The following is an 11910-nucleotide window of genomic DNA, read 5'->3' on the forward strand; positions in this document are numbered from 1 at the left end:
GCCCGGCCACACCGGCACCCACGACGCGCACAGGAGATCGCCATGACCCCACACTCATCGACGGACCGGAGTGAGACGGTCCTCGACCTGTTCAGACTGGATGGATCCGTCGCTGTCGTCACCGGTGCCGGCAGTGGCTTGGGCGCCGGATTCGCCCGCGCTCTCGCCGAGGCCGGCGCCGACGTAGTGATAGCCGCACGCCGGCGCGAGAACCTCGACGCCGTCGCGGTGACAGTAGAGGCCATCGGTCGCCGCTGCCTGGTCGTCCCCACCGACGTCACCGACCCCGAGCAGTGCGACGCGCTCGCCCAGGCCGCTGTCGCCGAGTTCGGCCGCCTCGACATCCTGATCAACAACGCCGGGGTCACCAGCTCCGCGCCTGCGACACGCGAGCGCCCTGAGGACTTCCGCGCAGTCCTCGACGTGAACCTGATGGGCAGCTATTGGGTAGCGCAAGCGTGTGGACGCGTGATGGGCCCGGGCTCGGCCATCGTCAATGTCGCGAGCATGCTCGGCCTCATCAAATCGGCACTCCCGCAGGCTGCGTACGCGGCCAGTAAAGCGGGAATTATCGGCCTGACCCGCGACCTGTCGCATCAGTGGTCGAAGCGAAAGGGCATCCGCGTCAATGCGATCGCGCCGGGATTCGTGGAGACCGACCTGATTTCCGAAATGTCGTCGGATACGCTCGACGAGTTCCTGCGCGGCAGTTCGCTCGGCCGCACCGCGACGCAGCGCGAGATAGACGGAGCCGTGGTGTTCCTCGCCAGTCGCGCCTCCGGCTACATCACCGGCTCGACGCTCGCCGTCGACGGCGGCACCTCCGGACACTGATTCCGACGACGAAGGACCATGCAACCATGACGTACTCCACCACGGTGACCACCCTCCGCGGCGACGGCGTTTCCCTGGTCGCCGACCTGTGGGAACCCCGGTCGGAACCGAAAGGCACCGTCCTGCTGCTCCATGGCGGCGGGCAGACCAGACACTCGTGGCAGCGCACCGGAATACGCCTGGCCCAGCAGAGATGGCGCGCGTATTGCATCGACGCACGTGGCCACGGCGACAGCCAATGGTCGCCCGACGGCGACTACAGCCCCGACGCGCACGCCCGCGACATCCGCACAGTCGTCAGCGACCTCGGTGAACCCCCGGTGCTCGTCGGTGCGTCCATGGGCGGCATGGCCTCACTCGTGGCATCGGGCGACGAACCAGGTCTTGCCCGGGCGCTGGTCCTGGTAGATATCACCCCGAAGGCCGAACCGGCGGGTCTCGCCAAGATCACCGACTTCATGCAAGCCGGGTTGTCCGGCTTCGACAGCCTCGACGACGCGCTGGGAGCAGTGATCGAATACAACCCGCACCGCACTCGCGCGCCGCGGGTGGAGGGTTTGCGCAAGAACCTGCGTGAACACGAGGGTCGTTGGTACTGGCATTGGGATCCGCGGATGCTGTCGGACAGGACGAATTCGGCGGCCGCGGCGGCCGAACGCGAAAGTCGTGCTCGCGCCGCAGCGCGGGCGATCAGGATTCCGACGTTGCTCATTCGTGGCGCACAGTCCGATGTGGTCAGTCCGGAAGGAGCGCGCGAACTGCTGGAGCTGATTCCCGGGTCCCGCTATATAGACGTGGGCGGCGCTGGGCACATGGTGGGCGGCGACGACAACGACGTCCTGAGTCGAGGCTTGGTGGAGTTCCTCGACGAGGCGGTTCTCACCGCATGACCACCTGAGCGACTGGAACATATACCATTCTGACCATCTGCCGCGCCGACCAGGCCCGGCGTACTGCTCGAACCGAAAGCGAGACATGGCCCGACCGTCGAAACCTCTGATCAGTCGCGCAGCCGCCGTGGCAGCGTCCATCGAGATCATCGACTCCGAGGGACTCGATGCGTTCAGCCTGCCACGCCTGGCGAAACACATCGGAGTGCGTGCTCCCTCGCTCTACCATCACTTCTCCGACAAGTCGGCGATCCTCGCCGCGGTCGCACGACAGATCGCCGGCGCCGGAAACCTACCGCGACGCAAGCCCGGCCCGGACTGGCCCGAATTCTTCGTGACGCTGAGCATGAACCTTCGCCGGTCGATCCTCAAACACCGCAACGCCGCGCCGATCCTGCTGCAATATCTGCCCCGTGACCTGCTGATCGGCACCTACGAGGACACCGCCCGGTTTCTCGAGGAGTCCGGAGTGCCCGCGCACCTGCACGTCCAGATTCTCGACGGCATGGAGCGCCTGACGCTCGGTGCGGTGCTTACCGAGGCGATGCGCAAACCGAGCACGAAGTCCACGATCTTCCCCAACGTCGACCCGGAGTCGCAGCCCCTGCTGTCCAAGGCTCTCGCCGCTAACGAGATGACCTCCCGGCAGTTGTTCGAGGAAATGATTCGCAGCTTCTTGCACGGCGTGGTGCGCAACGAGAACGTCGCGATCACGGACGCCGCGCCCTCCGACAACGTCAAGATTTCGGCCAACTGACCGAGTCCGCCCTTCCTCCGGAACGGCCCTCGGCGCACCGGTGCCCCACGGATCGAATCCGTGGGGCACCGCGTTTGCAGACCTACTCGGTCGTGCAGACCTACTGGGTAGGAGCGGGCAGGTGGACGGTCTTGATCTCGAAGAACTCTTCGAGACCTTCGATGCCGCCCTCACGTCCGACGCCCGACTGCTTGTAACCACCGAATGGCAGGGTGAAGTCCATCGTCGCGGTATTGACGCTGATGGTGCCGGTACGGATGCGCCGCGCGACCTCGAAACCGTGGTCGAGATCCTCGGTATAGACGGCGCCCGACAGGCCGTACACCGAGTTGTTGGCGATCGCGATTGCGTCTTCCTCGTCCTCGTAGGTGATCACCGAGATGACCGGACCGAAGACCTCTTCCTGCGCGATTCGTGAATCCGGCTGCACGTCGTCGATCAGGGTGGCTGCGACGAAGAAACCCGTATCGAGGCCTTCGGGGCGGCCACCACCGAGCACAACCTTCGCGCCGTCTTCCTTCGCGATGTCGATGTAGCCGAGCACGCGGTCCTGCTGACGCTTGGAGGCGAGCGGGCCGAGGAAGTTTGTCGGCTCCCACGGGTTGCCCATCGGCAAAGATCCGTATGCGGCTTTCAGTGCCTCTACCACCTCGTCGTGACGCTTGCGTGAGACGAGCACGCGGGTCAGCGCTATGCAGGCCTGACCGGATTGCATGCAGCCACCCATGGGCAGGGTCTGCAGCACGTGGTTGATGTCTGCGTCGTCGAGGATGATCGCCGCGGACTTGCCACCGAGTTCGAGCGACACGCGTGCGATGCGCTCGCCGGCAAGCGACATGATGCGCCGGCCCGCTGCGGTGCTGCCGGTGAACGTGACGTGGTCGACGTCCGGGTTGGTCACGAGCGACTCCGACACCTCGCGGTCGGCACACAGCACACTCACTACACCCTCGGGGATGCGACCTTCCGCGACCAGCTCGGCAATGATGTCAGCGAAAATCGACGGCGAGATCGGCGCCTCGGGTGCGGTCTTGAGAACGACCGAGCAGCCCGCGGCGAGCGCCGGCGCGAGCTTGAACGCGATCGTGCCGATCGGCCCGTTCCAGGGGATGATCGCGGCGACCACGCCCGTCGGTTCCTTGACGATGCGTGAGATGCCGCCGTCGGCACGGCATCGCTCTTCGCTGACCTCGAACTCGCGGGCTACCGTGGCAACGGCCCGGAACAGGCCGCCGGTCATCTGCTGGGTCGGGCGGCTGACGCTGACCGGTACCCCGACCTCGATCACGCCGATCGGTGTCAGTTCGTCCACGCGCTGCTCGAGACGGTCCGCGATGGCATCGAGAACGTCGGCGCGCTCGGCCATGGTGCGCGACGCCCATTCACCCCTGTCGAACGACTCACGGGCAGCGGCAACCGCTTTGGTGACGTCTTCGACGGTGGCGGTGCGGACGCGTGCGACCTTCTCTTCGGTGAACGAGTCGACGACATCGACCCATTCGTCACCGGTCGAGTCGACCCAACGGCCGCCGATGAAAATTTGGTCGCGATCGGCGATCGACGGGGTCGCCCTACCGGTTGCGGTTTCGGTGGTGGTCATCAGTGAAGCTCCTTCGCTTTCAACGGATGTTGTAGCCGGCATCGACGGGGAATGTGACACCGGTGACGTAGCGGGCCTCGTCGGAAGCGAGGTACACGATCGCGTTGCTGATGTCGACGGCCTCGATCAGCTCGACGGGCATCGGGTTCTTGTACGACTCGTCGGCGGCGACCTCTGGGTGGGAATTGACGAACTCCCCGTATTCGGCGTTCGCGACCATCGGAGTGTTCACACCTGTGGGATGCACGGTATTGACCCGAATGCTGTGGGGAGCGAGTTGTTTCGCATACAGCCGCATGAGGCCGACGACACCGTGCTTGGCCGCGCTGTACCCGGCTTGGCCCGGCAGGGTGTTGAGGCCGATGCTTGTCAGGCCGGCGGCCGAACTGGTGATGATGATCGAGCCACCCTCACCCCGCTCGACGAGATTCGGCACGGTCACGTCGAGCACGTGCCACACACCGGTGAGCATGGTGTCGATCGCGTCGTGCCACGCCTGCCGCTGCTCACCCGGTCCGATGACGGGCATGATGCCGGCGTTCGGCAGCACGATGTCGACCTTGCCGAACTGTGCGATTCCCGCGTCGTACGCAGCTTGGACGTCTTCGAGGTTCCGGACGTCGCCAACGAACGCAACGATGGCGCCTCCGGCCTCCTTGACCAGGCGTTCGGTCTCTGCGAGATCGTCGGAGGTCGCCATCGGGTAGAACACGGTCGGAATCTGGTCGCAGATGTCCATCGCGATGATGGACGCACCTTCCTCGGCGAGCCGGACGGCATGCGACCTGCCCTGACCGCGCGCCGCGCCGGTGATGAATGCGACCTTGCCATCGAGCCGTCCCATGGATAGTCCTCTCCGAGTGTAGGTTCCGCCTGGTGGTGCACACAGGCAACGTGCGGGGTGATCGGATGATCGAAATGAAGTCGGCACACCATCTGTGAGCCACAACACAGACCGTAGTTGCCTACAACCATTAGGTCAACACCGAACAAGAATCGTTTTTCGTATCACCGACAACCATTCAAAAGCTGGGCACGTCGGCCCACTCCCCGACCTGGTAACACGAGTGTTCTTCCTCCTGCTCGAACGACAACAGCCGGCACATACGCACCGCGCCTGCATCGTCCGGGTCGATACGAATCAGGGCGATCTGCGCTCCCGCGTCGCGCAGCGCCCCGAGCGCCACCACGAGCAGCGTGGTGCCCAGGCCTTCCCGCCTCGCGGCCTCGGTGAGCACGAGCGCCCGGACCGACGCGGCTTCCAGTTCGAGGTGCGTGGACACCGTCGAGTCGAGCCAGACGAATCCGAGAGGTGCGCCCGAAGAATCTGTTGCAATGACCACGCTGCCGGCCCCGAGACGAATGTCGTCGGTGAGGCGTTCACGCTGCGCCGGCACCAGCGCGGCCGCATCCAACACTTCCTCGATCGACTTCGACGCCGTCGGATCTTCGAGTGGGCGAGCTTCGGCGAGCGTGATGCCGTCGGGCACCGAGACATCGTCGAGCGGGCTCGCGAACGGCCCCGACAGGTGACGGAACAGCGTCCACAACCTGCTGACCGGTGCGACGCCGAACCGGCGCGTGAGACGCTCGGACGCGGGGTGAGTGCCGTACGCCCAGCAGCGCAGGGCCACAGCGCCAGTGCCTGCCCAACCACCGTCCACGGTCGTGTCCAGACCGACCTCCTCGACGAGCATCGTTGCGATACCTCGCGACCGATAGTCGGGGTGAACCACGAACTGCGCGGTACCCAGCCCCCCGTCGTCGACCTGCAGATGCAGGTACGCCACGACCACGAGCGGAGCATCGTCGCGGGCACTCAAATCTCTGCGCGCCGCGATCGGCAGGTGGTAGACCCGCACACCGTCACGGCTCGTCGAGGCCACATCGCCGGGATTGATCGAGGAGAAGCCCGCCTCGTCGTCGTATTCGGCGGCCGCCGCGACAAGTGCCAGCACCTCGTCCCGATCGCCGGAATCCAGTTCCGAACACCACTGATACGAGATCATTCGTTCGCTCCTCATCTGCCGGTTCGTCCCCATAAATCTAATGCCAATCGGTATTGGATCGCAATGGTCGAAACCTACCCGGGGACGCAGCCCGGGGTTTACAGCTAAATCTACATAAGTTAGATTTAGGATCATCGATTCGCCATCGCACCACAGCCTGGAGGGCAGCCATGACAGAGGTCGGAATCCCCCGCGAGGAACGCATCCGTCGCGCGCTCGACCATCTGCGCAACGACACCACCGACGAGTTCGAGCACGTCACGTGGTTCGAACCCGTCGAGTTCACCGATCCGGACATCGCCAAGATCGAACGTGAGCGTGTATTCGGCCGGGTTCCGTCGATCATCATCCACGGCTCCGAGATCCCCCGCGCAGGGGATTTCGTCACCCTGCAGTTACCGCGAAACAACGTCATCATCGTCCGCCAGCGCGATGGCAGCGTCAAAACCCTCGTGAACCAGTGCCGTCATCGCGGGGCCATGGTCGAGAAGGAGGAGAAAGGCCGCTGCCGCCTGTTCTCCTGCCCGTACCACCGCTGGTCCTACGATACCGACGGCAGCCTGCGCACCATCACCCGCGACAACACGTTCGGTGATGCCGACCGCTCCGAACGCAACCTCGTCCAACTACCCACCGAAGAGCGGCACGGCTTCGTCTGGGTGGTCGACGACGCCGACGCAACCATCGATGTCGCCGACTGGCTCGGGCCCGAGATGGACTCGATCATGGGGTCCTACGGCATGGACAAGATGGTGACCACTCGGGTTCAACGCTTCGACGAGCCCATCAACTGGAAGTTGATGCAGGACGCGTTCCTCGACGGGTACCACATTCAGTACGCGCACCCCAACACCGCCGCGAAGCACATCCACACGAATGTCATGGCCTTCGAGGATTTCGGAAACCATTGCCGGTTCCTCAATCTCCGCAAGACCATCGACCGATGGATCGAGGAGGACCCCGGCGATCGCAGTCTCGCCGAGCACATCACGGAAAGCCACCTGGTGGGGCCCAACAGTACGTTGCTCAAACAGCCCGACCATTTCCAGCTGCTCACCTTCCGCCCTCACCGCAGTGATCCGCAGCGCTGCCACATGGAGATTCGTCTGGTCGCGCCTACGCTCGAAGAGAGCGGCTTGACGGAAGAACGCTGGAACCGGATCTGGGACAAGAACGTCGAGATCCTGGTAGCAGTGCTCCACAACGAGGACTTCCCGATCTTGCGAGATTCACAGGTTGCCATGGACAGCGCAAACGCCGGCAACATGCTCCTCGGCCGGAACGAAGTCGCCAACCAGGTCTTCCGCCGCGCAATCCAGAAACTCGTCAACGAGAGCTGATACCTGGGCTTCACAGTCGCGGAACTACGGACGCTGGCTTCCGCTCACTTCACGAAGGGGACCCGATCACAATCGGGTCCCCTTTCTCATCTCGACTCAGAGTTCCGGAGTGAACGGGAGCGGCAGAAGCACACTGCCACGCACCGATTCTGAAAGACGAACGGCGCGTCGCGCGTCCACGTGGTTCGTGAGCGATCGACGCGCCGTTCGGATGGCACGGAAGATAGCGAGGACCTGTCGGACATGCCGTCCGCCTTCGTAGCAGATACGTTCCGACAGGACTATTCGAGAGTCAATGCTCGTTCGGGGCACACCGCGACGGCCTCCTCGGCCGCTGCGATGTGCTCGTCGAGCACGAGTGCGTCCTGAAGGATCACCGGATACCCGGAATCGTCACAGTCGACGACCTCGGGGGAACGGCTGTAACACAAACCGTGTCCCGCGCACACCGACCGATCCACGACGAGGCGGCGCGTACCGTATTCCGTTTTCGTGTCGTGGGCAGTCATGATCGTTACTCTTCGCCGGTGACCATCGGCGCAGGGTTGTTCCCGTCTTCGGGGAACATCATGGCCACGCGAGACAACGTGCCGCCATCGGTCGTCGGCAGTGTGACACCCGAGATGTACGCGGACTCGTCCGAGACCAGGAAAAGTGCTGCTCGAGCATTGTCCTTCAGTGACGGCGGACGATTGAGTTTGAGGGGAATCGGCGACACGCTCGGCTCCCACGGACCTGCCACTTCCTCATAGGACTGACCGACGACGGGCGTACCGGCCGGGGCGAGGAAGTTCGGCGACATTCCGTGTGTCGGCGCGATCGCGTTGACGCGGATTCCATATTTGCCGAGATCCAGACTCAGGGCCCGAACCATACCGTTCACACCGGCTTTCGTCGCGGAGTACGCCGCGATGCTGTGATACGCCACGAACGACGCCGCCGACGACGTCGCAAGGATGACACCACCACCGTTGGCCCGCAGCGCCGGCACCGCAGCCTTCGCGGTGTAGAACACGCCAGAGAGGTTGACCCCGATGACGTCCTGCCAATCCGCGTCCGTCAGATCCTGGAACTCGACCTGCTCGCCACCGGCGACGGACGGCACACCACCACGCGAGATGACGCCTGCGTTGGCCCATGCAATGTCGAGCTTGCCGAACGCGGCCACGGTGGCCGCCACGGCCTCGATCACCTGCTGCTCGACTCGCACATCCGCGGTGACCGCGATCGCCGAACCACCCTGCTTTTCGACCAGCTCGACCGTGCCCTTGGCGCGCTCCGGATCGATATCGACCACGGCGACCTTCGCGCCCTCCGCGGCGAACAACTGCGACGCCTCGCGTCCCAGCCCGGAACCGGCACCGGTGATCAGCGCGACCTTACCTTCGAGTTTCATGAAGTCTCCTGCGTTCGGAATGTGTCGGATGAATGGAAGCTGTCATAGGACAGCGGGACAACAGAGATGGGACCGGATAGCCGTGTGTCGCAGATACAGCGGTGCTAGTACGCGATAAACAGAATTTCGTCGCGTGAGTACTCCATGCCCGGATGCGACTCGCTCAAATGCTCCTGGGTTTTCATCACCAGGTCGTCTTCGTCGCTGCCGGTGATCGCGGCGCCACACGGACAGCTCAGTCTTGTCTTCATTCTCATCTCGGTGAACCTTTCTGTGCCTCTCGTGCGGTCGGACGCTCACAGCACGTCGGCGACCGGGAAGTTCGACAGTCCCCCGAACATGTTCGACGTCACACAAGGTTATCTAATGCACGTAGGTTGTACAAGCCCCCGCGCCGGCTCGATCGCATCGGGAACAGTCGTGATCAGGCGGGCTCCGTGGTCTTCTCTACAGACACGTCCGACTCGGACGCGGCCATGTTCTTCCGCGGAACCAACGACACCAGCACGGCGGCAGCCACTCCGGCGAACGCAAAGGCATAGAAGGCCCAGTCGGCTCCGAGTGCAGAGCTCATGATCATTCCGGTGAGTATGGGACCGCAGACACCGCCGAGCCGGCCGAGACCCACTGCCAGCCCGAGTGCCGTGCCACGCGCGGCCGCCGGGTAGAAGACTCCGACGAATCCATAGACGCCCGTCGTCGAAGAGGCACAGAAGCCGATCACGAGAACGAGTCCGAACACGAGTGCCTGTGCCGGTTGCAGAGTCAGGGCGGACACTGCGAGTGCCCCGAAGACGAAGCTCACGGAAATGACGGGACGCGATCCCAGCCGATCCGCAAGACCGGTGATGACCACCATGCCGAACCCGCTGCCGATGTTGAAGGCCAGCAGGAATGTCAATGCAGACCCGAGGTCATAGCCGGAGGACCTCAGCATCTGAGGGATCCAGGTGTTCATGCCGTATGAGACGAGAAGGCCGAAGAAAGTGATGAGCGGGAACATGATCGTCGCGATCCTGTAGCCGGGGGCGAACAGGAGCCGAAAGCCCGACGGGGAGCCGGTACTTTCACTCTTCGATTTCTCGAGTGCCATGCCGGATTCGGCGCCGGCATCGATGGAATAGCGCTGTGCCAGTTCTCGGGCCTCGTCGTGCCGCCCCTTGCTTGCGAGGAAGGCAATCGATTCGGGCAGGTTTCGGTACGCGATGACAAACAACACGACACCGAGAAGGCCGCCCACTGCGAACATCGATTCCCAGCCGAAGGCAGGGATCATGAAGATGGCGGCAATCGCGACGACGCACCCGCCGATGGGAAAACCCGTTTGAATCACACCGTTGTAGAACTGTCGTCGGTCGACCTTGACGTATTCCTGGGTGAGCGCGATCAAGGTGGGGAGTGCTCCGCCGAAGCCGAGGCCGGCCAGCAGTCTGAACAGGCCGAATGATTCCAGGTTCGGCGCAATGGCGCACAACCCGGTGAACAGGCTGAAGCTCACGATGCATGCGAGTACCACGGGTCGTCGCCCGATGCGATCTGTGATGTAGCCGGCCAGCATCGCCCCGGCCATCATTCCGAACAGGGAGAGGCTGCCGATCAACCCCGCCGATGCAGTGGTGATCCCCCACTGTTCTACTTCGAGCAACGTCGGCAGGACCGCGCCGAACATGATGAGGTCGACACCATCGAGAATGGTGATAGCCAAGCAGGTGAGGACCACGGATCGGGCCCCCGAGACGGCCCTTTCCTTCCCCGGGACAGGAATCTGCGACATGTTGGGTTCCTTCGGGTCGTGTGTATCGGGGTTCGGTTTCGGTGATTGCGCGAGTGGCGCGCGTTCACCATGGGTGCGAAGGAGCTCAGCCCCACTTGCGCGGATCTGCGAACGCGCGCCCCATCCATTGGTGGAAGTGCTGGTTGGCAATCTCGTTGCGCCCGAAATAAAGGGGTCCGACATCTGTATTCGCGACAGACTTCTGCAGGCCCACGTTGACCACGAGGTCCTCGTCGCGTAGCACGGCCATCAGAATCTTCCAGTTCTTGTCCCACCGCGCCTTCTGCTCGTCCGTCACCACCGGCTCCCGAGTGAGCAAACGCATCTGCATCCGAGTCCCGACGGCTGTGCCCGGGGCGGGGACGAAGTTGAGCACCTCCAAGTGATCCGGTTGACGGAGCACCGACATATTGGGCATCAGAAAGTGCGCCACGGTGATATGCCGATCGATGGGGGCATCCTCGGGTTTTACGTCGCGGACCGAGTCGATGCTCTTGCGAGCGGTGACCATTCGTCCGTGCCTGCCCATCGGCTCCCATGCCTGCGCGTTGTTGTAGAAGTACGGGGCAACGGTTCCGGCATGCGTCGAGGTGATGTGGTAGCCATCGAGGAAGGCGTCCATCAACACCTTCCAGTTGATGTCCACGTCGAAGTTCTGGGCGATATGGCAGTGGTACTTGTCCATCTCCATGGCGGCGAGGGACTCGTCGAACTCTCGGCCGAGCCACTCCGCGATGTCGATCTCGCGATCACCCGCGGCGGAGTCGATGACCCAGACGAAGCCGTGCCGTTCCTCGACCGGAACCTCCAGCAGGCTCATGCAACTACGATCAACCGTCCCGAACGTATGCTCGTCCGCGATCGACCGCAGCCTGCCATCGCTGCCGTACGCCCACCCGTGGTAGCGGCACGAAAAGATGCGCTTCGAACCCTTCTCCTCGGGAACGAGTTGCGCTCCTCGATGCCGGCAGGTGTTCACGAAGCCACGCACTCTCCCGTCTGCCTGCCGAACGAGAACAACTTCGTTGTTCGGCAGCTGGACGGTCGCAAAGTCGTTGTTTCCGGGCAGTTCGGTGCTGTGTGCCGCGATGATCGGCACATACCCGAACAGTTCTCTGCGCTCCCGCGCCGCCAGTTCCGGATCGGTGTAGACGCGGGGATCTACCTCGAGGATTTCTGGTGCCATATCGGTGGTGCCGTTGTCGAGGTGATCGAACATCGCCCGGGCAAAACCCGCTTTCGTCTCCTCGTCGTACGGCAGATCGGTGTAGACCATGGTGCTCACTCCTTCGGGGACCGCTGCGGGGCCC

12 protein-coding genes are annotated in these 11910 nt (G+C 63.6%); 4 read left to right on the forward strand and 8 right to left on the reverse strand.

All coding sequences use genetic code 11. The annotated features are described in order from the left end of the window. Positions 1-42 precede the first annotated feature (42 nt). The 3 genes from CBI38_RS26415 (at position 43) to CBI38_RS26425 (ending at position 2481) form a co-directional block, all read left to right on the forward strand. Positions 43-834: an SDR family NAD(P)-dependent oxidoreductase gene (locus CBI38_RS26415; protein WP_109333553.1), complete on the forward strand. Its 792-nt coding sequence runs from the start codon at positions 43-45 to the stop codon at positions 832-834. 26 nt (positions 835-860) lie between these two features. Then, entirely contained in the window at positions 861-1724 is an 864-nt protein-coding gene (locus CBI38_RS26420) for an alpha/beta fold hydrolase (RefSeq protein WP_109333555.1), read from the forward strand. An 85-nt stretch (positions 1725-1809) separates the two neighbouring features. Further along, complete coding sequence (locus CBI38_RS26425) at positions 1810-2481, forward strand: TetR family transcriptional regulator (RefSeq protein ID WP_109333557.1); 672 nt, start codon at positions 1810-1812, stop codon at positions 2479-2481. Positions 2482-2581: 100 nt separating this feature from the next. Here the strand turns inward: CBI38_RS26425 and CBI38_RS26430 are convergent, their stop codons facing one another. From CBI38_RS26430 to CBI38_RS26440, 3 genes are all read right to left on the reverse strand, one after another. Continuing rightward, entirely contained in the window at positions 2582-4081 is a 1500-nt protein-coding gene (locus CBI38_RS26430) for an aldehyde dehydrogenase (protein ID WP_109333559.1), read from the reverse strand. A 19-nt stretch (positions 4082-4100) separates the two neighbouring features. Next, complete coding sequence (locus CBI38_RS26435; RefSeq protein ID WP_109333561.1) at positions 4101-4925, reverse strand: mycofactocin-coupled SDR family oxidoreductase; 825 nt, start codon at positions 4923-4925, stop codon at positions 4101-4103. 178 nt (positions 4926-5103) lie between these two features. Then, positions 5104-6090: a GNAT family N-acetyltransferase gene (locus CBI38_RS26440; protein ID WP_109333563.1), complete on the reverse strand. Its 987-nt coding sequence runs from the start codon at positions 6088-6090 to the stop codon at positions 5104-5106. 170 nt (positions 6091-6260) lie between these two features. On the opposite strand from CBI38_RS26440, the gene CBI38_RS26445 reads away from it, so the two are divergent. After that, positions 6261-7430 (forward strand): aromatic ring-hydroxylating oxygenase subunit alpha, encoded by a 1170-nt coding sequence (locus tag CBI38_RS26445; RefSeq protein ID WP_109333565.1) that lies wholly within the window; start codon positions 6261-6263, stop codon positions 7428-7430. A gap of 281 nt (positions 7431-7711) precedes the next feature. Here CBI38_RS26445 and CBI38_RS26450 read toward each other — a convergent pair whose 3' ends face one another. The 5 genes from CBI38_RS26450 to CBI38_RS26470 form a co-directional block, all read right to left on the reverse strand. Beyond that, the gene (locus tag CBI38_RS26450) at positions 7712-7939 is read right to left on the reverse strand and encodes a ferredoxin (protein WP_109333567.1); all 228 of its coding nucleotides are present in this window, start codon (positions 7937-7939) and stop codon (positions 7712-7714) included. Positions 7940-7944: 5 nt separating this feature from the next. Beyond that, complete coding sequence (locus tag CBI38_RS26455; RefSeq protein ID WP_109333569.1) at positions 7945-8826, reverse strand: SDR family NAD(P)-dependent oxidoreductase; 882 nt, start codon at positions 8824-8826, stop codon at positions 7945-7947. A gap of 104 nt (positions 8827-8930) precedes the next feature. After that, a complete protein-coding gene (locus CBI38_RS26460) occupies positions 8931-9083 on the reverse strand; it encodes a DUF1059 domain-containing protein (protein WP_418328290.1) in 153 nt (50 codons plus the stop codon). A gap of 167 nt (positions 9084-9250) precedes the next feature. After that, positions 9251-10600 (reverse strand): MFS transporter, encoded by a 1350-nt coding sequence (locus CBI38_RS26465; RefSeq protein ID WP_109333573.1) that lies wholly within the window; start codon positions 10598-10600, stop codon positions 9251-9253. 85 nt (positions 10601-10685) lie between these two features. Beyond that, complete coding sequence (locus tag CBI38_RS26470) at positions 10686-11876, reverse strand: aromatic ring-hydroxylating oxygenase subunit alpha (protein WP_109333574.1); 1191 nt, start codon at positions 11874-11876, stop codon at positions 10686-10688. Between the last annotated feature and the right edge of the window lie 34 nt (positions 11877-11910).

This window comes from Rhodococcus oxybenzonivorans, assembly GCF_003130705.1.
GTDB classification, from domain to species: Bacteria; Actinomycetota; Actinomycetes; order Mycobacteriales; family Mycobacteriaceae; genus Rhodococcus_F; species Rhodococcus_F oxybenzonivorans.

Coding starts and splice junctions, on each gene's coding strand:
- CBI38_RS26465 (WP_109333573.1), bottom strand. CDS start 10,600: ATGTCGCAGATTCCTGTCCCGGGGAAGGAAAGGGCCGTCTCGGGGGCC.
- CBI38_RS26425 (WP_109333557.1), top strand. CDS start 1,810: ATGGCCCGACCGTCGAAACCTCTGATCAGTCGCGCAGCCGCCGTGGCA.
- CBI38_RS26415 (WP_109333553.1), top strand. CDS start 43: ATGACCCCACACTCATCGACGGACCGGAGTGAGACGGTCCTCGACCTG.
- CBI38_RS26435 (WP_109333561.1), bottom strand. CDS start 4,925: ATGGGACGGCTCGATGGCAAGGTCGCATTCATCACCGGCGCGGCGCGC.
- CBI38_RS26445 (WP_109333565.1), top strand. CDS start 6,261: ATGACAGAGGTCGGAATCCCCCGCGAGGAACGCATCCGTCGCGCGCTC.
- CBI38_RS26450 (WP_109333567.1), bottom strand. CDS start 7,939: ATGACTGCCCACGACACGAAAACGGAATACGGTACGCGCCGCCTCGTC.
- CBI38_RS26470 (WP_109333574.1), bottom strand. CDS start 11,876: ATGGTCTACACCGATCTGCCGTACGACGAGGAGACGAAAGCGGGTTTT.
- CBI38_RS26430 (WP_109333559.1), bottom strand. CDS start 4,081: ATGACCACCACCGAAACCGCAACCGGTAGGGCGACCCCGTCGATCGCC.
- CBI38_RS26460 (WP_418328290.1), bottom strand. CDS start 9,083: ATGAGAATGAAGACAAGACTGAGCTGTCCGTGTGGCGCCGCGATCACC.
- CBI38_RS26420 (WP_109333555.1), top strand. CDS start 861: ATGACGTACTCCACCACGGTGACCACCCTCCGCGGCGACGGCGTTTCC.
- CBI38_RS26455 (WP_109333569.1), bottom strand. CDS start 8,826: ATGAAACTCGAAGGTAAGGTCGCGCTGATCACCGGTGCCGGTTCCGGG.
- CBI38_RS26440 (WP_109333563.1), bottom strand. CDS start 6,090: ATGATCTCGTATCAGTGGTGTTCGGAACTGGATTCCGGCGATCGGGAC.